This window comes from Streptomyces sp. MGP-BFMKR1, assembly GCF_057766585.1.
Map to the genome: position 1 here is coordinate 6,423,192 of NZ_CM173408.1, position 25,190 is coordinate 6,448,381.

Here is a 25,190-nt window from a genome sequence, read left to right on the forward strand (position 1 = left end):
CAGCGGGTATATGGGGGCCGGGCCGGCGTATGACGCGTTCGGCCCACAATTCATTGATAAGCGTGGAAATAGGGTTGGCCAAATCGAGCGCGGCCGGGCTCGGTTGGTGCCGTCGATAGCGATCACAAAGCGCACGCGCAGCGTACACTCACCGTTCATGACGGTTGATCTACGGCAATTCCGCTACTTCATAGGCGTCGCTGAGGAAGGCAACTTCACCCGGGCGTCAGGCCGGCTCAAAGTCGCCCAACCATCGCTCTCCCGGCAGATCCGCCAGTTGGAGCGGGAACTTGGGTTACAACTCCTGATCCGACATCCGCACGGCGTCACTCTGAGTGCCGCCGGGGCGGAGTTCCTCGTGAACGCCCGCGTTGCGGTCGCGGCGTTCGACGAGGCAATCGGCGCGGCGCAGCTCGCGGCCGAAGGCAAGAGCGGTCGTCTCAAGGTGGGCTTCCTGGTTGCCGCGGCCCTTGAATTCACTCCGCTCGTGCTACAGATGTTCCGCAAGCGCTTCCCCGATGTCAAGGTCGAGGTGCGTGAGTTTGACTTTAATGACACATCGGCGGGGCTGGCGGATCGTGCGACAGACGTTGCCTTCCTTCGCCTCCCGCATCAGACCTCGGGTTTGGATCACTTGGTCTTCACTGAGGAACGACTGGTTGCCGCCATGCCGGTCGATCACCCGCTCGCGCACAGCGTCGAGGTCAGTGTTGCCCAGTTGCTCAAAGAACCACTCATCGCGCCGCCAGGAAATGGGGCGTGGCGAGATTTTTGGATGTTCAACGATCAGCGAGGTGGCGCTCCGGAAGTCGTGGGTGTCGAAGCCGCTTCTTTCGAAAGCGAGCTGCAAGCCGCGGCGGCCGGTCACGGGGTCAGTATCACCACCGAGGGCGCGTGCCGCTTCTATAATCGGCCTGACCTGGTGTTCGTCAGCATCCGCGACGCTCCCATGTCCACCATCGCCCTGGCCTGGCGCGCGGACAGCCTCTCGCCGCCCCTGCGGCAGTTCATCGCCGTCGCGAAAGAGGCCATCGAGCAGCAGTCGGGCAGTACGTAACCCCCGGACATCGTTGCCTGTACAGCGCGCGTGATGTGTCCACCCTCCGCCCCCTCCACGCCCTTCGCTTCCCGGCGACGGATCCGGCGTGACCTGCGACGCTCGCCGCTCCCCACAGCGTGAACCCGCGTCGAACGTCATGACCGCCGAGACCCTCCCGCCCCTCCTGACACCATCCCGGCCCACACGACCAGCCGCAACACCCCCTCGGCCCGCTCGTGGGCACCTGCGTCCCGTCAGCCACTTACATGGCCAAAACGCATGGGTCGGCACGGTCGCACCCGCATCATCGGGCGCACCCGCCACCCTTGGAAGGGGGAAAGCGGGGCATAAGCGCGATCGCGTACGACAGCTCGGTGGCTCGTACCGCCCCTCGCGCTGGCGCCCGGCGAACCCGCCGGGCGAGGCCCCGCCGCGGCACCCCGTCGCGGCCCGCCCGCACCCGGCCTGGCCAGCGCGTTCGGTCAAGGACGGGCAACGGTTCCGCGATGCGCCCCGAGGCCGCCTCGAACCGTGGAAGGATGAGGTCCTTCCGGTTCCGGAGCAGGTCAGCGCGCTGCGCAGGGTCACGGGTTAGTTACGTCACAGAGTCGCCCGGAGCCCGGCGGCAATGGAGGCGCTAAGCGGAACCCGTTCAGCTAATCGCTTCGAGGCCACGTGAAATACGTTTCCGGTATATCTCTATTCAGATTCGCTATACCTGATCCCGCAGATCAACGCCGTGGAGTTTCTGATAGCGTCACGGAGAGCCGACCTTTCTACGCGGGAAGTAGGTATATCCGGGATGGACCTCACGGACGAGCATCCGGGCTTTCTCAGGATGTTCACCCCGGGCAAGCTGACAGTCGGCCTGTTCCTGCCGTTGTGGCCCTACACCGGTGACATGAAGCGGATGGTCGGGCAGGGCGACGCGGTCCAACTGGCCGACCGGTCCGGCTTCGCGGCGATCTGGGTACGGGACGTCCCCCTGTCCGATCCGAGCTTCGGTGACGTCGGGCAGGTCTTCGACCCCTGGACGTACCTGACCTGGCTGGCCGCGCACACGAGCAACGCGTCGCTGGCCGCGGGGAGCGTCGTCTTCACCCTGCGGCACCCGATCGACCTGGCCAAACAGGCCGCCTCGATCGACCAGTTGTCCGGCGGTCGCCTGGTCCTGGGCGCGGCCTCCGGCGACCGGCCGGCCGAGTTCCCGGCCTACGGGATCGACTTCCCCACGCGGGGCGAGCGTTACCGGCGGGCGGTGGAGATGTTCCGGACCGTCCTGGAGTCCGAACGCCCCACCGTCGCCTCCCCGCTGGGCCGCCTGGGCGGCGGCGTCGACGTACTGCCGAAACCGGTCAGTGGCCGTGTTCCGTTGTTGGTGACGGGTTCTTCGCAGCAGGACCCGGAGTGGATCGCGGAGCACGCCGACGGCTGGTTGACGTACCCGGGGGCCATGGTCAACGCGGCCGGACCGCGGGCCCTGGGAGATAACGCGGCGGCATGGCGAAAACTCATTCCGAGTGGCCGGTTCAAGCCGGTGGCGACGAACGCGTGGATTGACCTGGTCGAGGACCGGCGACACGAGCGCACGGCGCTGCGGGCCGGATTCATCCTGCGGACGGGAACCGACGGCCTGCTGGAGCTGCTGGGGCGCTGGCAGGACGCCGGCATCAACCACGTGGCCCTGGGGGTCCAGCACGGTCAGCGACCGGCCGCGGAGGTGGTGGCCCAACTGGCCGAGGAAGTCGTGCCGCACTTCCCCGCGCTCGCCGGGCCGGCGCCGCAGGAGCCCACGTGGTAGCGGAACAGTGGTAATGGAGCGATGGAAACCCTAGGCAGCGAAGTGCTGGACACCCCCGTCGGGCCGTTGGTGATCGTCAGTCACGAGGACGGCGCGGTGGCGGTGTGTGGATTCTCCCGTACGTCCGAGGAACTGTTCGACTCCTTGCGGATTCCGCAGGAGCCGACTTCACCGCGGCGCGAGCCGACCGCCGCGGCGGCGGCATTGCGGGCGTATTTCGACGGCGATCTCACGGCCATTGACGCCGTCGAGGTACGCCAACCCGGTACGACCCTGATGCAGGAAGCCTGGCAACGTCTGAGGAATCAGCCCGCGGGGGTGACGATGACCTACAGCGAGATGCTTCCCAAGGCGCCGCGCGCGGCCGGTCGCGCCTGCGCGGTGAATCGGGTGGGAATTCTCGTTCCCTGCCACCGCGTGCACCGCACCGACGGCAACCTGGGTGGCTATACCTGGGGCCTGGACATCAAGCGCTGGTTGCGCCACCACGAAAACCAAGCTGACTCCCTCTTCTAGGAGAGCGCCCGATGACTGCTGCCTCCCCCAAGCAGCGATGTTTCACCGATGAGGAGTATCTGCGCCTCATCGAGGAGTGGACCGCGGAACTCTTCGACATCTCGGCGCACCACCTGGACGTCACCGTGCCCAGTTGCCCGGGATGGCGGCTGCGCGACCTCGTACACCACGTGGGAAACATCGCGTACTTCGTCAACGCCGTCATCGACGCGGCCGGCCCGGAGCCCGAGTTCACCGACGCCACCCCGCGGCCCGACGCCGAGGTCGCCGGGTGGGCGGCGGACCAGACGCACGCCATGGTCAAGCAGTTGCGCGCGCTGGACCCGGCAACCCACGTCTGGAACTGGTCGCGCGCGCCCCAGCGACTCGACTTCTGGCCGCGCTGCATCGCCCACGAGGCGCTGGTGCACGCCTGGGACGCGCACCACGCGCTGGGCCGGGAACGCGCCCTGCCGACGCGGGCCTGCCTGGACGGCATCGGCGAGATCCTGGACGTCCAACTGCCGCTGCGCAGCGAGGAGATCGCCGACGCCCGCTGGACGGCGGTCGTCCGTACCACCGACGAGGAGGCACAGGGGGCGCGGTGGTCCGTCACGATCGACCACGGCGCCGTGGACACCGTGCTCACCACCGGCCACCAGGCCGCCGACGACCATCCCGACGTCCTGCTCAGCGGCCCGGCCGACCGCCTCTACCTCGGCCTGTGGCGCAGGGTGCCGCTGCCCCTCACGCACGGCGCCCCGGACCGGGTGCGGGTCCTGTGTACGGACTGAACCCACCACCGCGATCCGGGGCCAGGAAGACGCGCACCCCGAAGGCTTCCTATCGTCCTAGCCCGGCGGGGACCTTCGGCTCCGAGACAGCCGGGAGTTGAAAGGCCGCACTGAGCGCGCGCACTGCCTCGGTCAACCGGGAATCGTGGCAGACCGCCGAGATCTGGAGCTCCGAGGTGGTGATCAGATCGATGCTGATCCGGTGACGTGCCAGCGTCTCGCAGAACTTGGCGAGCACGCCGGGGTCCGCCCGCATACCGAATCCGCGCAGCAGCACCCTGCCGATGTGGTCGTCGAAGAGAACGTCGTCGAAGTCGAAGGCGGTACGCAGATTCATCAACTGCGTCATCGCCCGCCAGCCCAACTTGTTCGGGACGGTGAAGGTGATATCGATACGATCGTCGGCCGATCGGTTCGTGCTTTGGGAAATCGTGCCAACGACGAGCCCGGAAACAGCGAGGGCTCGCAATATCTGACCAGTCACGCTCGGCTTGGTCGGAACGCCGATGAGGGTTATTTTCGCCTCGGACCGGTCCTGTGCGATGTCGGTGATCTTGGCCTGCTCCACTGTGCTCCCTTTCGCCGTGTCAGCAACCGCGGTGCCTGGGTCGAAAATGCAGGGGACTTGAGCTGGATGAATGCGCCACTCCTTCTGCCGCATTCGACCGATGAGGGTCACAGGGTACCTACCCCGCTTCTCGTCATTTCAAGTGCTGGGCCGAGTAAATTCTCCTGAACCCCGCGGCGGCATAGAGATGTCGGGAGTGTCGGATGCGGCACCCCTTTTGAAAACCACCTCTTGGCAGCGGCCGTTATTGGTTGTACATTTTCGGTGCCGGGGAATATCCCGTGCCACTTTCCGCGCGATTCGCGCACTCTCAAGACGAGATAGGCGATGATGAGTGATCTTATTTCTGCCGACCTAATGGAGTCCTGGCTCCGCAGGCCGAGCCCCCTGGACATCGGGCCGGAGCAGGTGGACGAGTTACTGGAGACCACCGTCACCCTGGTGCGCAAGCACGCGGACGGGGTGGCCGACGGGCCCGTGGCGCCCGTGTCGTTCGACGGCGACCAGATCCGCAAGTGGGTGGGCGAGTACGACTTCTCCACGCCCCACTCCGCCGAGTCGGTGCTGGCCGACGTCGCCACGGGGCTGACGCAGTGGGGCGTCCACACCACCCACCCCCGCTACTTCGGGCTGTTCAACCCGACCCCCCACTGGTGGGGCGTCGCGGGCGAGTTGCTCACCGCGGCGTTCAACCCGCAGCTCGCCGCGTACAGCCACGCGCCGGCGGCGGTCGAGATCGAACAGCACGTGCTGCGCTTCCTGGCCAACCGGCTCGGCCTGCCGTCGCCGGTGGCCGGTTCGTTCACCACCGGGGGCGCCGAGGCCAACCTGAGCGCGGTGCTCATCGCGCTCACCCGACACTTCCCGGAGTACGCCGACCGCGGCCTGGCGGCCATTCCCGGCCAGCCGGTGCTGTACGCCTCGGCCGAAAGCCATCTGGCCTGGCTGAAGATCGCGCACATGACCGGCCTCGGCCGGGACGCGGTGCGACTGGTCCCGGTCGACGACAGCTACCGGATGGACATCGACGAACTCCGCCGGCTGCACGCGGCCGACGTCGCGGCCGGCATGCGGCCGTTCCTGCTCGTCGGCACGTCGGGCACCACCGGCGGCGGCGCCCTCGACCCGCTGCCCGAGCTGGCCGCGTGCGCCGCCGAGTGGAACACGCACCTGCACGTCGACGCGGCCTGGGCGGGCACGGTCGCCTTCTCCGACGAACTGCGCCCCATGCTGGCCGGAATCGAGCAGGCGGACAGCGTCACCGTGGACGCGCACAAGTGGATGTCCGCGCCGATGGGCGCCGGCATGTTCCTGAGCAAGCACCCACAGGCGGTCGCGGAGAGCTTCCGGGTCAGCACCTCGTACATGCCCGCGGACACCGTGGGCAGCGACCCCTACACGAACAGCGTGCAGTGGTCGCGCCGGCTGATCGGCCTCAAGGTCTTCCTCGGGCTGGCCGTGACCGGGCAGGACGGTTACGCCACCCAGGTCGAACGCGACACCGCGCTCGGCCGGTTGCTCGCCGTCCGCGCCAAGGAGAGCGGCTGGCACCGCATCAACGACACGCCGCTGCCCCTGGTGTGCGTCGTGGACCCGGCGGTCGACGCGCGGTTGAGCCCGGCGGAGAGCTGGGCCTGGCACTCGGCCGTCGCGGACAAGGTGGTCGAGCGCGGGCAGGCGTGGATCAGTCCGGTGCGCCTCTCCGGCCGCGCCGCGCTGCGGCTGTGCATCACGAGCTACCGCACCGAGGCCGCCGACGTCGCCGCGTTGGTGGAGGAGATGGACAAGGCCCGTACCGCCGTCGGCATCCCCGGCTGACGAGCGGCCACGGCAAGGAGCCGGACCGGCACGCTCCGGTCGCCGACCGCCCCGCCGTCGGCCCGCCGTTGCGGTGTCGGACCCGCGGCCTGCCGGCCGCGGCAGGCGCGAGATGAGGTACGCGGTACGCACGCCGCACGCGACAGGACGCCACCGGTGGGGAGTCGGCGGGCGTCAGCGGCGTGCGGGGGCCGGGCCTGCGGGCCCGGCGAACGAGAGCGGGCTGCGGTCGCGGCCAGCGTTGTCCCACGCGCCGGCGGGCATCCCCGGCGCGCATGACCGCAGCGAGTGCCGTGCGATCGGGCCGCGGAAGCCACTCGGTCGAGAACGCGGCCCGAACGAAACCCACAGGCTCAGCAGCCGAGCGCAACGACGCGCCCTGCGACAGACATGCGACGGACCGGCGACAGACCCGCGCCGGAAACGGTCGGCGCGACGCGGCCGGAAGCGGTCCGCCGCGCCGTCGAACACGGCGGCGAGCGGCCCGACGCGGGCGCGCTCGCCGCGACCGTGGCCGAGGTGGCCCGGTGCCGCGCGGCGGTGGGACGCCACCCCCCGCGCGGATCGCGACCGCGGCGGCCACGGCCAACCGGTCGCCACCCGCGCCGCCGCGCGAGCGAGTTCGCCCCCGCGGGGAGCCGGGAGCAGGGCGGGCGACGGCGAACTGCCGTCGCCCGCGCCGGCGTTGGGGCGCGGCGCGGGCAGCGGGCCGGCGAGGTAGGGATACGGCACGCAGGCCGGCGAGGTAGGGATACGGCGCGCGGGGCGGTGGCGTGGTGGCTGGATCGCCGCTGCGCCACCGCCCCGCGCGGCGGTCTCAGGAGAAGTCCAGCTCCCCGGTGCGGGAGCGCTTCAGCTCGAAGAACTTCGGGTAGCCGGCCAGCAGTCGGGCCCCGTCGAAGACCCGCAGGGCCTCCTCGCCACGGGGGATGGCGGTCAGCACGGGACCGAAGAAGGCGACGCCGTCGATGTGCAGGGTCGGCGTGCCCACCTCCTGACCCACCGGGTCCATGCCCTCGTGGTGGCTCTTGCGCAGCGCCTCGTCGTACGCGGTGGAGTCCGCGGCGTCCGCCAGCTCCGTCGGCAGGCCGGCTTCCGCCAGCGCCTCCTCGATCAGCTTCCGGTCCACCTGGCGGCCCTCGTTGTGGATGCGGGTGCCCAGCGCCGTGTACAGCTCGCGCAGCACCCCCTCGCCGTGCTGCTGCGCCGCGGCTATGCAGACCCGGACCGGGCCCCAGTTGCGCGCGAGGGACTCCTTGTAGCGCTCGGGTATGTCGTCCCGCCCCTCGTTGAGCACGGACAGGCTCATGACGCGAAAGCGCAGGTCAAGGTCGCGGTGCTGCTCGACCTCCAGGATCCAGCGGGAGGTGATCCAGGCGAAGGGGCAGGCCGGGTCGAAGTAGAAGTCAACGGAGTGGCGTGTGGTCTGATCGCTCATGGTCCGAACCTAACTATTCAGCGGGCTCTTCCGGGGTGATCTCCAGCATCCGTTGCAGAAGATCACGTAGCACCATGCGTTCCTGGTGCGAGAGGCCGGCCAGGGGCTCTCGCGCGAAGTCGAGCGAGCCGCGCAACCGGACCGCGGTCTCCATGCCCGACTCGGTGGTGGCGGCGAGCTTGACCCGACGGTCGGTCGGGTCGGGGCGGCGCTCGACCAGGCCCCGGCCTTCGAGGCGGTCCACGATGCCGGTGACGTTCGACGGCTCGCACTTGAGCTGCTGCGCGATCCGGCGCATCGGCATCGGCTCACGCGCGAGCAGCCCGAGCACCCTGGCCTGCGCGCCGGTCAGCGCGTGCTGGGCCGCCGCGTGCTCGTATTCCTCGTGGTAGCGCGCTACGACGGTGCCGATGAGCTCGATGACCTCGAAGGTGAGGGGGTCGATGCGTGGGGCCATACGAGTCAGGGTACCGCGTTGCTTGACATCATGAAATATCGATGTGCATGGTTGTTTCACCACCTGAAATAACTGGAGGTTCCGCCGCATGTCCGTCACCCACCCGACCGGCCTCCCCGCGACCAGCCGCGCCTGGCACCTCGTCGCCCGCCCGAAGGGCTGGCCCACGCCGGACGACTTCGCACTCCGCGAGATCCCGATCGACGAGCCGGGACCGGGCGAGATCCTGGTGCGCAACACGCACATGTCGGTCGACCCCTACATGCGCGGCCGTATGAACGACGTCAAGTCGTACGTGCCGCCCTTCGCGCTGGACGAGCCGATGGACGGCGGCGCGGTCGGCGTCGTCGTCGCCGTCGGCCCCGACACCCCCGAGTATCGGCCCGGCGACCACGTCACGCATCGCCTGGGCTGGCGCGAGTACGCGTTGGTCGCGGCCAAGGACACCGGCGCGGTCAACCCGGACGCCGCCCCGCTCTCCGCCTACCTCGGCGTGCTCGGCATGACCGGCCTCACCGCCTACGCCGGCCTGCTGCGCTCCGCCGCGTTCCAGGAGGGCGACGCGGTCTTCGTCTCCGGCGCCGCGGGCGCGGTCGGCAGCCAGGTCGGCCAGATCGCCCGGCTCAAGGGAGCCTCGCGGGTCATCGGCAGCGCCGGCTCGGACGAGAAGGTGCGACTCCTTCTCGACGAGTACGGCTTCGACGCGGCCTTCAACTACAAGAACGGCCCGGTCGCCGAGCAGCTCAGGGAGGCGGCCCCCGACGGCATCGACGTCTACTTCGACAACGTCGGCGGGGACCACCTGGCCGCGGCCATCGACTCCCTCCACGTACACGGCCGGGTCGCCGCCTGCGGCATGATCGCGCAGTACAACGCCACCGAGCCGAGCCCGGCCCCGCACAACCTGCCGTTGATCGTCGGCAAGCGGCTGCGCATCCAGGGCCTGCTCGTCTCGGACCACTTCGACCTGCGCCCCCAGTTCCTGAACGAGGTCGGCGGCTGGCTGCGCGACGGAAGCCTGCGCCACCGCGAAACCGTGGTGCCCGGCATCGAGAACGCCGTGGACGCCTTCCTCGGGATGCTGCGCGGCGAGAACGTCGGCAAGATGATCGTCAGCCTCGGCGACTGACCCCCGCTCGCCTGCCCGGGCCCACCGCCCGGGCAGGCGCTCGGCCCCGTACGACCCCCCCCGTCGCGGCGTGCGCCGTGACGCCCCCCAGGAGGAGCACCCATGTCCGTCCAACCCGTCGAGGTCGCGTACACCGCCGTCGCCACCGCGGAGAACGGCCGTGACGGCCGCGTGGCCACCGACGACGGCAAGCTCGAGGTCACCGTCAACCCGCCGCGCGAGATGGGCGGCAGCGGCGCGGGCACCAACCCGGAGCAACTCTTCGCCGCCGGCTACAGCGCCTGCTTCCAGAGCGCGCTGGGCGTCGTCGCCCGGCGCGAGAAGGCGGACGTCTCCGGCTCGACCGTCACCGCCAGGGTCGGCCTCGGCAAGACGCCCGACGGCGGCTTCGGCCTCACCGTCGAGATCTCGGCCCACATCCCGAACGTGACCGCCGACGCCGCCCGGGACCTGGTGGAGAAGGCCCACCAGGTCTGCCCGTACTCCCGGGCCACCCGCGGCAACATCGAGGTGTCGCTCGCGGTCCACTGACGCCACGGCCCCGGCGGGCGCGGGGTTCCAGGGCCCCCGACGATCAACCGACCGGCCACCGCCTAAGCTGCGCCCATGCGAGATCTGGCGGCCGGCTTGGGCTATCTGATGAAGGGTCAGCGTTGGGTGGCCCGCCACCCCCGCTCGTGGGGGCTGGGCATGGTGCCGGCCCTGATCACCCTGGTGGGGTACGTCGCCGCGCTGATCGCGCTCGGCTGGTGGACCGACGACGTCATCGCCTGGCTGACGCCCTTCGCCGACGACTGGGGCACGCCCTGGCTCGGCCTCTTCCGCGGCGCGCTGGCCGTGTTGTTCTTCGGCGGCTGCCTGCTCCTCGCGCTGATCACCTTCACCGCCGTCACGCTCCTGGTGGGCCAGCCGTTCTACGAGTCGCTCTCCGAACGCGTGGACCTGGCCATCGACGGCCACGTCCCCTCGTCGGGGCTGCCGCTCTGGCGCGAACTGCTCATCTCCGCGCGGGAGAGCACGGCCGTTCTCGTGCGCGTCGCGCTGTGGGGCACGGTGCTGTTCGCCGCGGGCTTCCTGCCCGTGATCGGGCAGACCGCGATCCCCGCCATCGGCTTCTGCGTCACCGGCTTCTTCCTCACCGAGGAACTGGCCGCCGTCGCCCTCGCCCGCCGTCGGGTCCCGCTCGCCGAACGGCTGCGGCTGCTGCGCTCCCGCAAGCTGCTCGTCCTCGGCTTCGGCGTGCCGCTGACCCTGCTCTTCCTGGTGCCGCTGGCCGCCGTGATCGTGATGCCGGGCGCCGTGGCCGGGGCGACGCTGCTCGCCCGCGACCTGCTCGGCGAACCGACCTCCGAGGACGGACCGGCCCCGGGCGAGGCCACGGCGGGCACGGGCGGTGCCGGTACGGGCGGTGCCGGTACGGGCGCGCCGCACGGCCCCGGCGGGCCCACCCCGTACGGCTGAGTCGCGCGGCGCGTTCGGGCCACACGACGTGACCCGTACGGCTGACCCTGCCGCGCCCCGCGCTGACCCGGTACGGGTGGCGCGCCCGCCTTCGTCGGGGTGACCGTGCTCGTTGGGGCGTCCGCCCTCGTCGGGGTGACCGTGCTCGGACGTGGGGCGTCCGCGCTCGGGGCGGAGCTGGGGGAGCGGAGCAACTCCCCTGTGACGTACGCCCGCTGGGGTGGTTCGGGGCGGCCCCGGGGCCGGGCTAGGCGCTGCCGTCGCGGCGGGTGATCTCGGTGTAGGCCAGGGCGGCCAGCTTCTGCTGGCCCTCCTTGCTGGGGTGGAACCAGTCCCACTTGCTCAGCTCGTCACTCGTGAAGCGGTAGTCGTGCACCGCCTTGTCGTAGCGGCAGAGCATGACCTTGGCGCACTCCTCGCGCAGCACCTGGTTGTAGTCCCGCACCCGTTGGTGTACCTGGTCGCGCCGCTCGTTGGCCCGTTCGTGGGTGGACTGCGCGTCGCGCAGCATCGAGGGGCAGATGCCCAGCTTCCACACCTGGCGCCGGACCGCGTCCTTGCGGCCCTCGGACCACAGCCGCTTGAGGTCGGGCACGCTCGCCACGTACACCTGCGTCTTGGGCAGCGCGCGGCGCAGCGTGCTCAGCGAGGCGGCGAAGTCGGCCCGGAAGTCGGCCACCGGCGTCATCTGGGCGACCGTGTCCTGGCAGGCGTCGTTGGCGCCGATCAGCACGGTGACCAACTCGGGCCGCTTGGCCGTGGCGGCGCTGATCTGGGCCGGCAGGTCCGCCATCACCGCGCCCGTCTTGGCGTAGTTCCAGGTGCGCCGCTGCGGGTTCGGCAGCAGTTGCCGGGCCAGGCTGTCCACGTCCATGCCGGTGGACCAGGACGCCTCCGGGCAGTCGGAGAGCACCGAACAGGCGTCGAAGCCGCGGCTGATCGAGTCACCGACCGAGGCGATCGAACTCGGTCGGGGGTCCCACGTCGGAGTGGGTTTCGCGGCGGGTCGGTTGGCCCCGGACCGGGCGCTCTTGGCGCCGGCCTCGCCGGAGTCGCTCGTACACCCCGCGAGCAGCGCCGCGCACGCCAGCAGGGCGGTAGCTGCGGTGGAGCGCCGCAGACGAGTTGACTGAGCGTGATCCCGCACCGCTGTTCCCCTCTCGGGCCGCGCAATGATATGTATCCGAGACCGACGGTACGTCATCCCCCCGGTGTCGCTGCGCGGTAGCTTTGCCCGTGTGAGGTGGGCGCCAACCGTGGGAGCATGCGTTTCCGTGCTGGCAGATTACATCGCGTCATTTCCTGTCCCATTTCGAGAGAATTACCCCCAGTAGTGTTTACTGCAGGTAGCCTCGGGGGCTGGTGCGGGTGTGATCATTGGGGCAGAATGGCTGCTGTCCTGGGCTCAGGCCGGTACGGAACGCGAGGCCGCTGGGGAAGGCGAACCTCGAACCGCACTGGAGGTCCCGGTGACGACACGTGGAGTTCTGTACGTTCACTCCGCCCCGCGCGCGCTGTGCCCGCACGTCGAATGGGCCATCGCGGGCGTGCTCGGCGTGCGCGTCACCCTGGACTGGATCAGACAGCCCGCCGCGCCCGGCACCTGGCGCGCCGAGTTCTCCTGGCAGGGCCAGGCCGGCACCGCGTCCAAGCTCGCCTCCGCACTGCGCGGTTGGCACCTGCTGCGCTTCGAGGTGACCGCCGAGCCGTGCGCCACGGCCGAGGGCGAGCGCTACAGCTCCACGCCGGAGCTGGGCATCTTCCACGCCGTCACCGGCATGCACGGCGACATCCTGATCCCCGAGGACCGGCTGCGCGCCGCACTCGGCCGCGCCTCGCGCGGCGAGAGCGAACTCGCCGCGGAACTCACCCGACTGCTGGGCAAGCCGTGGGACGACGAGCTTGAGCCGTTCCGGTACGCCGGCGAGGGCGCCCCGGTGCGCTGGCTGCACCAGGTCGTCTGAGCCGACGCGTTCCGCGGCACGGGCCGACCAGGCGGGCGTGGCGTCGCGCTGTGCGGGCGCGCGCCACGGGCCGCCCGGGCACCTGCCCCCCGCCGTACGCCGCGGACACCGTCCGTGGGCCGCTCGCCGCGTGTCACCTGCCCGAAACGCCGAAACGCCGAAGCGCCCGTCCAGTCGTCGAGACCGGACGGGCGCTTCGGCGTACGCCGTCGAGCGGAGCCGCCGCCGTCACTCAGGGCCGTTGCCGCGGGGTCGCCGTCGGCTGGGGCCGTTGTGGTCGGGCGGGGCGGCTGCGGGGTCAGACCGTACGGAAGGCGAGCGCCACGTTGTGGCCGCCGAAGCCGAACGAGTTGTTCAGCGCCGCGATGGTGCCCTCGGGCAGCGCGCGCGGCTCGTCGCGCACGATGTCCCCGTCCACCTCCGGGTCGAGCTCGGAGATGTTGATCGTCGGCGGGGCGGTCCGGTGCTTGAGCGCCAGTACCGTCGCGACGGTCTCGATGCCACCCGCGCCGCCGAGCAGGTGGCCGGTCATCGACTTGGTCGCCGAGACGGCCATGTGGTCGACGTCGTCGCCGAACACCTTGCGCAGCGCCTTGAGCTCCGCCACGTCGCCCAGCGGCGTGGAGGTGGCGTGCGCGTTGATGTGCGTGATCGTGGCGGGGGCGAGGTCGGTGCCGTCGAGCAGGTTCTGCAGGGCGTTGGCGATGCCGCTGCCGGAGGGCTCGGGCTGCGCGATGTGGTGGCTGTCGGCGGACAGGCCCTGCCCGACGGCCTCGCAGTAGACCGTGGCGCCGCGCTGCGCGGCGTGCTCGGCCGACTCCAGGACCACGACGCCGGCGCCCTCGCCGAGCACGAAGCCGTCGCGGCCCGTGTCGTAGGGGCGCGAGGCACCCTCGGGGTCCTCGTTGTTCTTGGTCATCGCCATCATGTTGCCGAAGGCGGCGATGGGCAGCGGGTGGATGGCCGCCTCGGTGCCGCCCGCGACGACGACGTCGGCGCGCCCGCTGCGGATCATCTCGATGGCGTAGCCGATGGCCTCGGCGCCGGAGGCGCACGCGCTCACCGGGGTGTGCACGCCGGCCTGCGCGTTGACCTCGAGTCCGACGTTGGCCGCCGGGCTGTTCGGCATGAGCATGGGCACGGTGTGCGGGGAGACCTTCCGCACGCCCTGCTCCCGCAGGATGTCGTACTGGCCGAGCAGGGTGGTCACCCCGCCGATGCCGGACGCGATGACCGCGCCGAGCCGGTCGGGGTTGACGGCCGCCTCGGCCCCGGCCTTGCCGGTGTACCCGGCGTCCGCCCACGCCTCGCGGGCCGCGATCAGCGCGAACTGCGCCGACCGGTCGAGCTTCCTGGCCTGCGGCCGGGGGATGGACTCACCGGGGTCCACGGCGATCTGCGCCGCGATCTGGACGGGCAGCTCGGCCGCCCAGTCCTGCGTGAGGGGGCTGACGCCGGAGCGTCCGGCGAGCAGACCCTCCCAGAATGACGCGCTGTCGCCACCCAGCGGTGTGGTTGCGCCGATACCGGTGACGACCACCGTGCGATTGGTCGCGTTCACAGGAATTCTTTCTCCACGGGTAGAGGTGCGGAATGCGCCACCGCTCGGGTGGCGACAGGCGGTGCCTCAGGACTGGTGCTTGAGGATGTAGTTCGTCGCGTCGCCGACGGTCTTGAGGTTCTTGACGTCGTCGTCCGGGATCTTGACGTCGAAGCGCTCTTCGGCGGCGACGACGACCTCGACCATGGACAGCGAGTCGACGTCCAGGTCGTCGGTGAAGGACTTGTCCACCTGGACGTCCTCGGCCGGGATACCGGCGATCTCGTTCACGATCTCTGCGAGACCGGCGACGATCTCTTCCTGAGTGGCGGCCATGTTGGCGCTCTCCTTCGATGTTGTGCGATGAGGTGTGCAGCCCCGAGGGTTCCGGGCTGCGGTGAAGCGGTGGATCCGCGGGTCGATCGTACGGACCTAGGGGAGGGTAACGACCGTGGCGGCGTAGACGAGACCCGCCCCGAAGCCGATGACGAGAGCGGTGTCGCCGCTCTTCGCCTGGCCGGTGGCCAACAGCCGCTCCATGGCGAGCGGGATGGAGGCTGCCGAGGTGTTGCCGGTGGACTCCACGTCGCGGGCGACCGTGACGTGCTCCGGCAGCTTGAGAGTCTTGATCATCGAGTCGATGATGCGCATGTTGGCCTGGTGCGGGATGAAGACGTCGAGGTCCTCGGCCTGCACGCCGGCCTGGTCCAGGGCCTGCTGGGCGACCTTGGCCATCTCGTAGACGGCCCAACGGAAGACCGCCTGGCCCTCCTGGGTGATGGCCGGGTAGCGGACCTCGTCGCGGCCCTGGGCGTCCTTGAAGACCTCCCACGACTCGGTCTGCATGATGGTGTTCGACTTGTCACCCTCCGAGCCCCACACCGTGGGGCCGATGCCGGGCTCCTTCGCCGGGCCGACCACCACGGCGCCGGCGCCGTCGCCGAACAGGAACGCCGTCGCGCGGTCCGTCAGGTCCGTCAGGTCGGACAGCCGCTCCACGCCGAGGACCAGCACGTACTCCGCGCTGCCCTCGACGACCAGGCCCTTGGCCAGCGTCAGGCCGTACCCGAAACCGGCGCAGCCGGCGGAGATGTCGAACGCGGCGGGCTTGCCGGTGCCCAGGCGGTGCGCGATCTCGGTGGCGATGGCCGGGGTCTGCTTGAAGTGCGAGACCGTCGAGACGATCACGGCGCCGATCTGGTCCGGGGTTATTCCGGCGTCGGCGATCGCCTTGCCGCCGGCCTCCACGGACATGGCGGCGACGGTCTCCTCCGGGCCGGCCCAGTGCCGGGTGGCGATGCCGGAGCGCGAACGAATCCACTCGTCCGACGAGTCGATGTGCTTGAGGATCTCCTCGTTCGGCACCACCCGGGTCGGGCGGTAGCCGCCGACGCCGAGAATGCGCGCGTACGGGGAGCCCTTGGCGGGCTTGATCTTCGACGTCATGCTCTGAGGACTCCTATTCGGCCGGGACAGCGTGCTCGGCGATCAGCGTGCGGGCCGCTTCGAGGTGGTCCGGCTTCTTCAGCGCCACGTGCCGCACGCCGGGCAGCGCGCGCTTGGCCAGCCCGGTCAGGGCTCCGCCGGGCGCCACCTCGATGAGGGCGGTGGCGCCGAGTGCGCTGAAGGTCTCCATGCACAGGTCCCAGCGCACGGGGCTGGCGACCTGTCCGACCAGTCGGTCGATGACGTCCTTGCCATCGGCGACGAGCTGGCCGTCCTTGTTGGACACGTATCGGGTGTGCGGGTCGGCGGGCACGAGCTGGGTCGCGGCAGCCGCCAGGGCGTCGACGGCGGGCGCCATGTGCCGGGTGTGGAAGGCGCCGGCCACCTTGAGGGGCACGACCTTGCGGGTGCCCTCCGGCTTGTCCGCGGCGAGCGCGGCGAGCTGCTCGGCGGTGCCGGCGGCCACGATCTGGCCCGCGCCGTTCACGTTCGCCGGCGTCAGGCCCAGCTTCTCCAGGTGCGGCAGGACCACGTCCTGGTCGCCGCCGAGCAGGGCGGCCATGCCGGTCTCGGTCACCGCCGCGGCCTCGGCCATCGCCAGGCCGCGCTTGCGCACCAGGCGCAGCGCGTCCACGGTCGACAGCACGCCGGTCAGCGCCGCCGCGGTCACCTCGCCGACGCTGTGCCCGGCCGCCACGCCCACCTTCGCGGAGAAGTCCTCCGCGGTCGGGAAGAGCTGCTGGGCCGAGACCAGCGCGGCGGCCACGAGCAGCGGCTGCGCCACGGCGGTGTCCCGGATCTCGTCCTCGTCGGCCTTCGTCCCGTAGTGGACGAGGTCGAGGTCGAGGACGGTGGACCAGGCGCGAAGCTGGTCCTCAACGCCGGGAAGTTCGAGCCAGGGGGTGAGGAAGCCGGGCGTCTGAGCGCCTTGGCCGGGAGCGACGAGTACGAGCACTCTCACACTCTCTCTTGTGCGGGGTCCCGAACGCCCGTGGGGACAGGGACGAAGAACCGTGTGGGGAATTGTGGGGCTTGGACAAAACCCTGGACTCACGTTCCGGCGTCGGTCAGCCGCCCCAGGATGAGCGCGATACGCAGCGTGAACGCCGACCGCACGTCAGACGGCGACCATCCGGTGACGTCGGTCACACGTCGCAGCCGGTAGCGCACGGTGTTGGGGTGCACGAACAACATCCGGGCGGCGCCCTCCAGGCTGCTCGCCTGCTCCAGGTACACGCTCAGCGTTTCCAGGAGCGCCGAGCCCGCCTCGCTCAACGGTCTGTAGATCTCCTCCACTAGCTGTTCACGAGCGGCAGGGTCGCCCGCCATCGCTCGTTCGGGCAGGAGATCGTCCGCGAGAACCGGTCGCGGAGCGTCCGGCCAGGCCGCGCTCGCCTTCAGGCCGGCCGCCGCCGCCCCGGCCGAACGGGTCGCCGACACCAGGTCGCCCACCACCGGGCCGGCGACCACGGGACCGGGCGCGAACGGGCCGATGAGGGCCTTCGCAGTCTGGAGCGGATTGTCGGAACCGCCCGCGATGACCACCAGCCGCTCGCCGAGCACCCCGGTCAGCACCTGCACCTTGGCGTGTCGGGCGGCGCGCCGGATGGCCTCCACCGTCAACTCGCTGTTGCCGCTGGGGGCCGTGCCGAGCACCACGCACACCGACTCGGGCGAGGTCCAGCCGAGCGCCGCGGCCCGCGAGAGGGCGCCCTCGTCCGCCTCGCCGGAGAGCACCGCGTTGACCACCAGCGATTCGAGCCGGGCGTCCCAGGCGCCCCGGGCCTCGGCGGCCTGCGCGTACACCTGGGCCGTCGCGAACGCGATCTCCCGCGCGTAGACCAGGACCGCCTCGCGCAGCACCGACTCGTCGCCGGGCGCCGCCACCTCGTCGATGGCCGACTCCATGACCTCGATGGTCGTACGGACCATCTCCACGGTCTGCCGCAGCGTGATCGCCCGGGTCAGCTCCCTGGGCGCGGTGCCGAACACGTCGGTGCTGATGGCCTGCGGCGTCTCGGGATGCCGGAACCACTCCGTGAACGCCGCGATACCGGCCTGGGCGACCAGGCCGATCCAGGAGCGGTTCTCGGGTGGCATCGCCCGATACCACGGGAGTTGCTCGTCCATGCGGGCGATGGCGACCGCCGCGAGCTTGCCGGACGACTTCTCCAATCGGCGGAGCGTTGCGGGATGCGGGTGCGGAGTAGCGGATGCGGGTTCAGGCACGGAGACAAGCCTGCCTTATCGGGTGGGGTGCGCGGGGGCACGGGGTCCGCGCAGGGGCTACCGTGGGCCGATGACGTGGGTGCAACGGGCTGACGAGCGCTACCGGGGCGGAGCCGAACCGGGTGTCGAGACCTGGCATGCCTTCTCCTTCTCGGGTTTCTACGACCCGGACAACGTGCGGTTCGGACTGCTGGCGGCGTGCAACGAGGAACACCTCGCGCCCGGCGCCGGGTTCGACGAGCACCCACACCGCGACCTGGAGATCGTCACCTGGGTGATCGAGGGAGAACTCACCCACGAGGACTCCACCGGGCACCGGACGGTTGTCCGCCCCGGCGACGTGCAGCGACTGAGCGCCGGCAGCGGCGTACGGCACAGCGAGCGCAACGAGGGCAGCCGGCCGCTGCGGTTCGTGCAGATGTGGCTGACGCCCGCGGCCTGGGGCGGCGAACCCGAGTACGAGGTGGTACGGGGCATCGCCGACGCGACCCCGTACGCGCTGGAGCGCACCGAGGCCGTGCTGCACCCGCGCCGGCTCGCGGACGGCGCGCACACCGAGTTGCCCGACGCGCCGGCCATCTACGTCCACGTGGTGCGCGGCGGCCTGCGGCTGGCGGGCGAGACGCTGGGCCCGGGGGACGCCGCGCGCCTGTTCGAGCGGCCCGGGCTGCGGGGCACGGCGGTGGGCGAGACGGAGTTCCTGGTCTGGGAGATGCACGCGGAGCCCGACTACGGCTTCTAGCGCCGGCGGGTACGGCCGCGGTGGTGGCGGCGCCTGCCGGTGCTCGCGTGCTGGGGCTCGCCTGCTGGGGTTCGTGTGCTGGGGCGTTGCGCGCCGGCGCTTCGCGTGCGGCCGGTCGTCGCGTGCGGTGGGGTGGCGGGGCGTCGGGCGCGGGCGTGTCGGCATGCCGGACGGTTGACGCGCCGGGGGCCGGGCCCGGGGCCGGTGGCGGCGCGCCCTCCTGGGGCGGCGGCCGTCACCGGCCCGTACGTGAGCGCGTGGCGTCAGGCCCGTGCCAACTCGGCGAGCACCGCGTCGGTGAGGACCGGCCACGCCTCGATGGCCCACGGGCCGAAGGCCCGGTTCGTCAGCGCCACACAGGCCGCGCCGGCCGCCGGGTCCACCCACAGGAACGTGCCGGCCTGCCCGAAGTGGCCGAACGTGGCGGGCGATGAGGCGGAGCCCGTCCAGTGCGGCGACTTGTGCGCGCGGATCTCGAAGCCGAGGCCCCAGTCGTTCGGCCGCTGGTTCCCGTAACCGGGCAGCACGCCGCCGAGGCCCGGGAAGACCACGGACGTCGCGTCGGTGAGGGTCTGCCGCGCGACCAGGCGGGGGCGTTGCAACTCGGCGGCGAAGGCGACCAGGTCGGCCACGGTGGAGACCGCGTCCTTGGCCGGCGAGCCGGCCAACTCGCTGTCGGCCATGCCGAGCGGCTCGAACACCGCCTGCCGCACGTACTCGGGGAACGGGATGTCGGTGGCCGCCGCGATGTGCTCGCCGAGCACCTCGAAGCCCGCGTTGGAGTAGATGCGCCGCTCGCCGGGGCCGGCCATCGTACGGTGCTCGTCGAAGGCGAGCCCCGAGGTGTGCGCGAGCAGGTGCCGCACCGTGGACCCGGCCGGACCGGCCGGCTCGTCCAACTCGACCGCCCCCTCCTCGACGGCGACCAGCGCGGCGAGCGCCACCAGCGGCTTGGTGACCGACGCGAGCGGGAAGCGGTCACGGATCGGGCCGTGCGTCCCGACCACGGTGCCATCGGCGCGTACGACGGCCGCCGCCGCGGCGGGGACCGGCCAGTTATCGATGATCCGCAGGCTTTCCATGGCAGCGAGCCTACGACCCGGCCCCCGCCGCACGACGAACAGGGCCCGCCCTCGCCGGCCCGCTCGCCCGCTCGTCCGCCCACCCACCGGTTCGGGTTCGGCCGGCCGGTTCGGTCGGCCTGGCGGGGGAGGCCGGGGTGCTCGACCGGCCCGCGGGCAATGACTTCGCAATATCGGCGCTTGCTTGGAGTGCACTCCAACTCTCTAGCGTTGAAGACGCCGCGAGGGACAGGCAACCTGCGAAGGGTGGACGGCATGACCGTGACGGACAGCGCATACGCCACGACGGCTCCCGCAGCCGCGGTGACGACGTGTGCGCAGCCGCTGGTACATCCACGGCCGACCGGCCAGGACCGCTACACGATCAGCGAGGTCGTCGCCGCGACCGGGCTCAGCGCGCACACGCTGCGCTGGTACGAGCGGATCGGCCTGATGCCACACGTGGACCGGTCACACACCGGCCAGCGCCGGTACAGCAACCGGGACCTGAACTGGCTCGACCTGGTCGGCAAGCTCCGGCTGACCGGCATGCCGGTCGCGGACATGGTCCGCTACGCCGAACTGGTCCGCGCCGGCGAGCACACCTTCCCCGAACGCGAGGAACTGCTCACCGCGCACCGGGAGGACGTACGGCGCCGCATCGCCGAACTGCGGGGCACCCTCGCGATCCTCGACCACAAGATCGACATCTACGCTGACGCCCGGCGGGCGTCGGAGAGGGCCTGAGCGCCATGAGCAACGAGAAGATCGCGGCCGTCACCCTCGGCACGGACGGCCCCCTGGTCGGCGTGCAGGGGCTGGGCTGCATGGGCATGTCCCACGCCTACGGCCCGACCGACGAGGCCGAGGCCCGAGCCACCCTGGAGCACGCCCTGGAACGGGGCGTCACGCTCTTCGACACGGCCGACATCTACGGCTTCGGCCGCAACGAGGAGTTCCTCGCCCCCTTCGTCACGGCCCACCGTGACGAGATCACGCTGGCCACCAAGTTCGCGATCGTACGCCGCGAGGACGACCCGTCGTACCAGGAGATCCGCAACGACCGCGACTACATCCGGCAGTCCATCGAGGGCAGCCTGCGCCGGCTCGGCGTGGACCACGTGGATCTCTACTACATGCACCGCCGCGACATCGACGTGCCGATCGAGGAGACCGTGGGTGCCATGGCCGAGCTCGTCACCGAGGGCAAGGTCAAGCACCTCGGGCTGAGCGAGGTCTCCGGCACCGAACTGCGCGCCGCGCACGGCGTGCACCCGATCGCCGCGGTGCAGTCCGAGTGGTCCCTGTTCAGCCGCGACGTGGAGGAGGGCGTGGTGGCCGCGGCGCGCGAACTCGGTGTCACCTTCGTGCCGTACTCGCCGCTCGGCCGTGGCTTCCTCACCGGCGCGTTCGTCCACGCCGACCAGGAACTGGCCGAGGACGACTGGCGCCGCACCCAGCCCCGCTTCACCGGCGACAACGCCGCCGCCAACGCCGCCCTCCTTGAGCCCGTGCGCGGCATCGCCGAGGAGCGCGGGGTGACGCTCGCCCAGGTCGCCCTGGCCTGGGTGCACCAGCGGTCCCGGGTGCACGACCTGGCGGTGGTCCCGATCCCGGGCACCCGCAAGCGCTCCCGGCTGGACGAGAACCTCGCCGCCGCCGACCTCACCCTGGACGCGGCCGAACTCGCCGCCCTGGAGCCGATCGCCAGCCGGGTCACGGGCGGTCGCTACGCGGACATGACGTTCACGGCGGTCGGTCGGGAGTAGGGGCCACCCCCCGGTGGGGCCGCGCGCTCGCGGGGCACGACGGCCCCTGACGGGGAGCCGGCCGGGGACGGCCTGGCAGGCGGCCGGCCGGAACTGGGCCGGGACGCGGCGCGGGTCGGGGGTCGGTGTTCGGGCAGCGACGTTCGGACATGGGCGCTCGGGCATGGGCGTTCGGGCATGGGCGTGCGCGTCGTGCGGGTCTTGGGTGAGGTGACGGCCGGCACCGGGACTACGGCCGGCGCGGCCGGCACGGTATCGCCTCCCGCTCGGGCGGCGCGGACCGTCTGGCCTGGGCCGGCAGCGCCGTTCGCGGGGGCGGCAGCGGCGTTCGCGAGGGAGGCGTTCCTCCGGTCCCGTGCGCCGGCTCTGTCGGCTGGGCGGGGTGCGCCGCCCGGGCGGGTTGAGCCGCCCGGGCTGGCGGCGTCGGCGGGGCCTCCCGCGTGGAGGGCGCGTCCCTCGCCTCCCGCCCGGGGCCAGGCCGCCGCGCCGGCCCGGCGGCCTGGGCGGCCGGGCCCCGCTCGAACTGGCGGGCCCACCGCACCAGGACCAGCAGGACGGCGGCGAACAGCGGAAGCCAGGCACCGCGCAGCAACAGCCAACCCACCGAATCCGGCGCCGCCACCAAGCCCGGCACTTCACCGAGCCACGCCGCGGGCACGGCGAGCACCAGCGGCGCGCACTGGTGCCAGCAGAGCACCGTCACCGCCGAGAGGTTGATCAGCGCGACCGGAGCCCACAGCAGCGGACGTCGCAACAGGCGTGCCAGCGGCCCGCGCAGCAGTATCGCGGCCCCGCACTGCGCGGCGGCCAACGCGAGCACCAGCAGGGACGGCGGGTGCGAGTTGGTGCGGTCGGCGCCCGGCACGCCGACCATGCTCGCCGGATAGCCGCACCGGCCGACCAGCACCGCGAACAGCGCCGTGCCCCCGACCAGCAGCAGCCAGGCCCCGCGCCGATCCAGCCGCCCGCGCCCCCAGGCCACACCGAGCTGGTAGCCGAACAGCCAGCCAGGCAGCACGTTGAGCAGCCCGACCGCGGAGGGCACGGACTGCGCGTACGGCCCGTACCGCAGGAGGTCAACGGCGGCCACGCACAGCAGCAGCGGCACCGCCGACCAGGCTCCGGCGCGGCGCGCCGCGCGGTCGCAGTACGGGGTGAGCGCGGTGAGGACGGCGTAGACGGCCAGGAACCACAGGGGTTGTGCCACCAGCGTGAGGGCGGTGCGCAGCGTTTCGCCGGGCACGCCCACGGCGTGGAGCTCGGCGACCAGGACCGCACAGGCGACCGCGAGCGCGCCCACCGGCCGCCCCAACCGCACCAGCCGGGCCCACAGCCACTGGCCCGTGCGCACGCCACGGGCCTCCGCCCGGCGCCACGAGCGCACGGACGCGTACCCACCCACCAGGAAGAACAGGCCCAGGAGCTGAAGGACCCAGCTCAGCGGCGCGAGCTGGCCCATCGATGCCAGCGGGCTCGCGGTCTCCAGCGCCCCGCCGTCACCGCGGGTCAGCCCGCCCAGCAACCAGTGCCCGAGGACGACGGCCAGCAGCGCCAACGCCCGCAGACCGTCGACGGCCCGGTCGCGGTCGGTCGGCGTACCGGCGTCGATGCGGCGGGCGGCACGGCGGGCCCGCGCCAACGGCCCGCCGGTGTCCCGCCGCGCGTCGGCCTGGACGCGGCCGGAGCCGCCCGTACCCGGGCTCTCGGCACTCGGCCCGTCCGCACCCGGCGCGTCCGCGCTCCGACCCTCCGCACCTGGCTCCTCCTTGTTCGTGCCCTGCGTGCCCGGGCCCTCCGAGCCCGGACCCGCCGCACGCGGGTCCTGCGCGCCCGGGCCGCTCCCCCCGGGGTCGTTCGTGCCCGCGTGGTCCGTGCCCGCGTGTCCCGCCGCGGTGGGCGTTCCGCGTTCAGAGCAGATCACTGACGCACCCCCGAGCGTCGGCGGCGGTGCTGTCGGAGTCCACCGCGCAGCGCACCGCGTCGAAGTCGCCCAGCGTGATACGGGCGAAGTTGCGCACCGACTCGGTGTTCGGCGCGAAGTACCCCGCGTGGCCGTCGACGCGCGCCGTGGACAGCCGGCGGGCGCCGAAGCCGCCACCTGCCGGGTCGGCCCCGTGGCCGAGGCCGAACAACTCGACGTGCGGGATCTTGCCGATCCAGTCGGAGCCGTCCTTGGCGGCCCACACCCTGGCGCCGGTCCCCAGGTCGGCCGCGCTGTCCGCGCGGGTGCCGGGGCTCCCCAGGACGACCAGGTCGGAGGCGTCGGGGCCGATGTGGTGCGCGGCGAGCCCGCAGACCACCGAGCCGTAGCTGTGGCAGAGCACGGTCGGCGGCGCGGCGGGTGCGCCGTCGGCGGCTGCCAGCCCCGCCAGGAACCGGTCGAGCCGGGGCGCGCCCGCCCGCGCGAGCCGGCCCGTCGCCGCGTCCAGGCCGAGGCCCACCGGCGTGGAGTAACCGGTCCAGGAGATGACGGCGGTACCGGTGTGCGGGGCCTGGCGCGCGAGTTCGGACCGCAGCGACGTGGCCATCCCGATCGGCGTCGCAGCCGCCTCGGCATCGGCCGGCGGCGTGCTCGCACCGTCGCCGGGGCCAGCGTCTGCCCGGTCGGCGGTGGTCGTGGCCGCGCTGGGCGGCGTGGCTGGAGCCGTCGGGGTGGCGTACGAGCCGAGGTCGATGTCCGAGCCCGGCACGATGACCGCCGCGCGGCGGGCCCGGGTCAGGTCCCCGTAGACCTCCGCGACCTGGCCGCGGTCGCGCGGGTCGAACGTGAGGATCTGCCGGTCACCGGCCAGGAGCGCGGCATAGCGCTCGGCCCGGTCACGGGCCCGGTCGCGGCCCTGCGAGGTCAGCCCGCCGTCCCGGGCGCGGGCCAACTCGCGGTCCCGCTCGACCGCGAGGGCGCGCGCGTTCGCCGCGTACCGCAGCGTGATCGGGGCGCCGTCCAGGTTGCCGGTGATCAGCGGGTGTCGCTGGGCCAGCGTGTGCTGCTCGGCGCTGGTGAGTCCGGCGAAGAAGCGGGCCACGGCGGTGGGCGAGGCGGTCGCCGGGTCGGGCAGCGGGCGGCCCAGCGAGTCGTCGGCGCGCCAGGCCGCAGCGCCCGGTGGCGGGCCGGTGACGGCGGGCTGCTCGTGCGCCACGGCCCAGCCCGCGGTGCCGGTCACGGTGGTGATCGCGAGCGCGACCGCCACCAGCGTCCGTCTGCCCCGCCCCGCGCGGCGTCGCCGCCCGCGCCGTGCGCGCGGGGCGAGAGTGGAGCCAGCCGTGGACAACGGGGCCGCCGCCGCGGCGGCGGCCGGCCGTGCCTCGGCCGGTGCGGCCAGCATCTCCGCGCCCCGCGCGTACCGCTCCCGCTCGTCGTGCTGCCCCCGCTGGACCATCGCCGCTCACTTCCCTCGTCCGTGGCCGCGCGCCGTCCTGGCGGCCTGGCGAGGGGAAGGTA

Annotated in this window: 23 protein-coding genes and 1 pseudogene; 12 read left to right on the forward strand and 12 right to left on the reverse strand. The window is 72.0% G+C overall.

From position 1 onward, the window contains the following. Positions 1-157: 157 nt before the first annotated feature. The 4 genes from AC3CHW_RS25635 (at position 158) to AC3CHW_RS25650 (ending at position 4,129) form a co-directional block, all read left to right on the forward strand. On the forward strand, positions 158-1,057 hold the full coding sequence (locus AC3CHW_RS25635; protein WP_398611983.1) for a LysR family transcriptional regulator: 900 nt from the start codon (positions 158-160) through the stop codon (positions 1,055-1,057). Between the two features lie 784 nt (positions 1,058-1,841). Beyond that, positions 1,842-2,840 (forward strand): LLM class oxidoreductase, encoded by a 999-nt coding sequence (locus AC3CHW_RS25640; RefSeq protein WP_488468053.1) that lies wholly within the window; start codon positions 1,842-1,844, stop codon positions 2,838-2,840. Positions 2,841-2,861: 21 nt separating this feature from the next. After that, positions 2,862-3,356 carry a methylated-DNA--[protein]-cysteine S-methyltransferase gene (locus tag AC3CHW_RS25645; RefSeq protein WP_398611981.1) on the forward strand — a complete coding sequence of 165 codons (495 nt, stop codon included), beginning with the start codon at positions 2,862-2,864 and terminating at the stop codon, positions 3,354-3,356. 11 nt (positions 3,357-3,367) lie between these two features. Then, positions 3,368-4,129 (forward strand): maleylpyruvate isomerase family mycothiol-dependent enzyme, encoded by a 762-nt coding sequence (locus AC3CHW_RS25650; protein WP_488468054.1) that lies wholly within the window; start codon positions 3,368-3,370, stop codon positions 4,127-4,129. 49 nt (positions 4,130-4,178) lie between these two features. Here the strand turns inward: AC3CHW_RS25650 and AC3CHW_RS25655 are convergent, their stop codons facing one another. Next, on the reverse strand, positions 4,179-4,697 hold the full coding sequence (locus AC3CHW_RS25655; protein WP_398611979.1) for an ACT domain-containing protein: 519 nt from the start codon (positions 4,695-4,697) through the stop codon (positions 4,179-4,181). Positions 4,698-5,054: 357 nt separating this feature from the next. Here AC3CHW_RS25655 and AC3CHW_RS25660 point away from each other — a divergent pair, with 357 nt between their 5' ends. Beyond that, on the forward strand, positions 5,055-6,515 hold the full coding sequence (locus AC3CHW_RS25660) for a pyridoxal phosphate-dependent decarboxylase family protein (protein ID WP_488468055.1): 1,461 nt from the start codon (positions 5,055-5,057) through the stop codon (positions 6,513-6,515). Between the two features lie 817 nt (positions 6,516-7,332). Here AC3CHW_RS25660 and AC3CHW_RS25665 read toward each other — a convergent pair. Both AC3CHW_RS25665 and AC3CHW_RS25670 read right to left on the reverse strand, forming a co-directional pair. Further along, the gene (locus AC3CHW_RS25665) at positions 7,333-7,953 is read right to left on the reverse strand and encodes a mycothiol-dependent nitroreductase Rv2466c family protein (protein WP_398611977.1); all 621 of its coding nucleotides are present in this window, start codon (positions 7,951-7,953) and stop codon (positions 7,333-7,335) included. Between the two features lie 13 nt (positions 7,954-7,966). Next, the gene (locus AC3CHW_RS25670; protein WP_187064306.1) at positions 7,967-8,410 is read right to left on the reverse strand and encodes a MarR family winged helix-turn-helix transcriptional regulator; all 444 of its coding nucleotides are present in this window, start codon (positions 8,408-8,410) and stop codon (positions 7,967-7,969) included. Between the two features lie 88 nt (positions 8,411-8,498). On the opposite strand from AC3CHW_RS25670, the gene AC3CHW_RS25675 reads away from it, so the two are divergent. The 3 genes from AC3CHW_RS25675 to AC3CHW_RS25685 all read left to right on the forward strand — a co-directional run bounded on the left by AC3CHW_RS25675 (position 8,499) and on the right by AC3CHW_RS25685 (position 11,000). Beyond that, a complete protein-coding gene (locus tag AC3CHW_RS25675) occupies positions 8,499-9,539 on the forward strand; it encodes an NADP-dependent oxidoreductase (protein WP_398611976.1) in 1,041 nt (346 codons plus the stop codon). 102 nt (positions 9,540-9,641) lie between these two features. Beyond that, complete coding sequence (locus AC3CHW_RS25680; protein ID WP_187087610.1) at positions 9,642-10,070, forward strand: organic hydroperoxide resistance protein; 429 nt, start codon at positions 9,642-9,644, stop codon at positions 10,068-10,070. A gap of 75 nt (positions 10,071-10,145) precedes the next feature. Continuing rightward, complete coding sequence (locus AC3CHW_RS25685) at positions 10,146-11,000, forward strand: EI24 domain-containing protein (RefSeq protein ID WP_488468056.1); 855 nt, start codon at positions 10,146-10,148, stop codon at positions 10,998-11,000. 247 nt (positions 11,001-11,247) lie between these two features. Here the strand turns inward: AC3CHW_RS25685 and AC3CHW_RS25690 are convergent, their stop codons facing one another. Next, positions 11,248-12,147, reverse strand: a complete 900-nt coding sequence (locus tag AC3CHW_RS25690) for an SGNH/GDSL hydrolase family protein (RefSeq protein ID WP_488468057.1) — start codon at positions 12,145-12,147, stop codon at positions 11,248-11,250. 322 nt (positions 12,148-12,469) lie between these two features. Between AC3CHW_RS25690 and AC3CHW_RS25695 the strand changes: the two genes are divergently transcribed. Beyond that, positions 12,470-12,964, forward strand: a complete 495-nt coding sequence (locus AC3CHW_RS25695; RefSeq protein ID WP_187064311.1) for a DUF3145 domain-containing protein — start codon at positions 12,470-12,472, stop codon at positions 12,962-12,964. Between the two features lie 298 nt (positions 12,965-13,262). Here AC3CHW_RS25695 and AC3CHW_RS25700 read toward each other — a convergent pair whose 3' ends face one another. The 5 genes from AC3CHW_RS25700 to AC3CHW_RS25720 form a co-directional block, all read right to left on the reverse strand. Beyond that, positions 13,263-14,525 carry a beta-ketoacyl-[acyl-carrier-protein] synthase family protein gene (locus tag AC3CHW_RS25700; protein ID WP_488468058.1) on the reverse strand — a complete coding sequence of 421 codons (1,263 nt, stop codon included), beginning with the start codon at positions 14,523-14,525 and terminating at the stop codon, positions 13,263-13,265. Between the two features lie 66 nt (positions 14,526-14,591). Further along, the gene (locus AC3CHW_RS25705) at positions 14,592-14,840 is read right to left on the reverse strand and encodes an acyl carrier protein (protein WP_176161430.1); all 249 of its coding nucleotides are present in this window, start codon (positions 14,838-14,840) and stop codon (positions 14,592-14,594) included. Between the two features lie 96 nt (positions 14,841-14,936). Further along, a complete protein-coding gene (locus AC3CHW_RS25710) occupies positions 14,937-15,950 on the reverse strand; it encodes a ketoacyl-ACP synthase III (RefSeq protein ID WP_398611972.1) in 1,014 nt (337 codons plus the stop codon). Positions 15,951-15,963: 13 nt separating this feature from the next. Next, the gene (locus AC3CHW_RS25715) at positions 15,964-16,905 is read right to left on the reverse strand and encodes an ACP S-malonyltransferase (protein WP_488468059.1); all 942 of its coding nucleotides are present in this window, start codon (positions 16,903-16,905) and stop codon (positions 15,964-15,966) included. Positions 16,906-17,000: 95 nt separating this feature from the next. Further along, complete coding sequence (locus tag AC3CHW_RS25720) at positions 17,001-18,179, reverse strand: PucR family transcriptional regulator (RefSeq protein ID WP_176161427.1); 1,179 nt, start codon at positions 18,177-18,179, stop codon at positions 17,001-17,003. Between the two features lie 70 nt (positions 18,180-18,249). Here AC3CHW_RS25720 and AC3CHW_RS25725 point away from each other — a divergent pair, with 70 nt between their 5' ends. Further along, positions 18,250-18,921, forward strand: a complete 672-nt coding sequence (locus AC3CHW_RS25725) for a pirin family protein (RefSeq protein ID WP_176161426.1) — start codon at positions 18,250-18,252, stop codon at positions 18,919-18,921. Between the two features lie 263 nt (positions 18,922-19,184). On the opposite strand, the gene AC3CHW_RS25730 is transcribed toward AC3CHW_RS25725, so the two are convergent. Beyond that, entirely contained in the window at positions 19,185-20,003 is an 819-nt protein-coding gene (locus AC3CHW_RS25730) for a serine hydrolase domain-containing protein (RefSeq protein ID WP_488468060.1), read from the reverse strand. Between the two features lie 255 nt (positions 20,004-20,258). Between AC3CHW_RS25730 and AC3CHW_RS25735 the strand changes: the two genes are divergently transcribed. Both AC3CHW_RS25735 and AC3CHW_RS25740 read left to right on the forward strand, forming a co-directional pair. Beyond that, complete coding sequence (locus AC3CHW_RS25735; protein ID WP_176161424.1) at positions 20,259-20,729, forward strand: MerR family transcriptional regulator; 471 nt, start codon at positions 20,259-20,261, stop codon at positions 20,727-20,729. 5 nt (positions 20,730-20,734) lie between these two features. Next, positions 20,735-21,751, forward strand: coding sequence for an aldo/keto reductase (locus AC3CHW_RS25740; RefSeq protein WP_398607984.1), 1,017 nt, complete (start codon positions 20,735-20,737; stop codon positions 21,749-21,751). Between the two features lie 517 nt (positions 21,752-22,268). On the opposite strand, the pseudogene AC3CHW_RS25745 reads toward AC3CHW_RS25740, so the two are convergent. Together AC3CHW_RS25745 and AC3CHW_RS25750 are read right to left on the reverse strand one after the other, a co-directional pair. Then, positions 22,269-23,390: pseudogene (locus AC3CHW_RS25745) on the reverse strand (acyltransferase family protein); the annotation flags it as partial. A gap of 268 nt (positions 23,391-23,658) precedes the next feature. Beyond that, positions 23,659-25,128 carry an alpha/beta hydrolase gene (locus AC3CHW_RS25750; RefSeq protein WP_488468061.1) on the reverse strand — a complete coding sequence of 490 codons (1,470 nt, stop codon included), beginning with the start codon at positions 25,126-25,128 and terminating at the stop codon, positions 23,659-23,661. Positions 25,129-25,190 lie beyond the last annotated feature (62 nt).

Coding starts and splice junctions, on each gene's coding strand:
- AC3CHW_RS25725 (WP_176161426.1), top strand. CDS start 18,250: ATGACGTGGGTGCAACGGGCTGACGAGCGCTACCGGGGCGGAGCCGAA.
- AC3CHW_RS25660 (WP_488468055.1), top strand. CDS start 5,055: ATGGAGTCCTGGCTCCGCAGGCCGAGCCCCCTGGACATCGGGCCGGAG.
- AC3CHW_RS25735 (WP_176161424.1), top strand. CDS start 20,259: ATGACCGTGACGGACAGCGCATACGCCACGACGGCTCCCGCAGCCGCG.
- AC3CHW_RS25730 (WP_488468060.1), bottom strand. CDS start 20,003: ATGGAAAGCCTGCGGATCATCGATAACTGGCCGGTCCCCGCCGCGGCG.
- AC3CHW_RS25635 (WP_398611983.1), top strand. CDS start 158: ATGACGGTTGATCTACGGCAATTCCGCTACTTCATAGGCGTCGCTGAG.
- AC3CHW_RS25705 (WP_176161430.1), bottom strand. CDS start 14,840: ATGGCCGCCACTCAGGAAGAGATCGTCGCCGGTCTCGCAGAGATCGTG.
- AC3CHW_RS25645 (WP_398611981.1), top strand. CDS start 2,862: ATGGAAACCCTAGGCAGCGAAGTGCTGGACACCCCCGTCGGGCCGTTG.
- AC3CHW_RS25670 (WP_187064306.1), bottom strand. CDS start 8,410: ATGGCCCCACGCATCGACCCCCTCACCTTCGAGGTCATCGAGCTCATC.
- AC3CHW_RS25740 (WP_398607984.1), top strand. CDS start 20,735: ATGAGCAACGAGAAGATCGCGGCCGTCACCCTCGGCACGGACGGCCCC.
- AC3CHW_RS25680 (WP_187087610.1), top strand. CDS start 9,642: ATGTCCGTCCAACCCGTCGAGGTCGCGTACACCGCCGTCGCCACCGCG.
- AC3CHW_RS25675 (WP_398611976.1), top strand. CDS start 8,499: ATGTCCGTCACCCACCCGACCGGCCTCCCCGCGACCAGCCGCGCCTGG.
- AC3CHW_RS25650 (WP_488468054.1), top strand. CDS start 3,368: ATGACTGCTGCCTCCCCCAAGCAGCGATGTTTCACCGATGAGGAGTAT.
- AC3CHW_RS25665 (WP_398611977.1), bottom strand. CDS start 7,953: ATGAGCGATCAGACCACACGCCACTCCGTTGACTTCTACTTCGACCCG.
- AC3CHW_RS25640 (WP_488468053.1), top strand. CDS start 1,842: ATGGACCTCACGGACGAGCATCCGGGCTTTCTCAGGATGTTCACCCCG.
- AC3CHW_RS25750 (WP_488468061.1), bottom strand. CDS start 25,128: ATGGTCCAGCGGGGGCAGCACGACGAGCGGGAGCGGTACGCGCGGGGC.
- AC3CHW_RS25710 (WP_398611972.1), bottom strand. CDS start 15,950: ATGACGTCGAAGATCAAGCCCGCCAAGGGCTCCCCGTACGCGCGCATT.
- AC3CHW_RS25685 (WP_488468056.1), top strand. CDS start 10,146: ATGCGAGATCTGGCGGCCGGCTTGGGCTATCTGATGAAGGGTCAGCGT.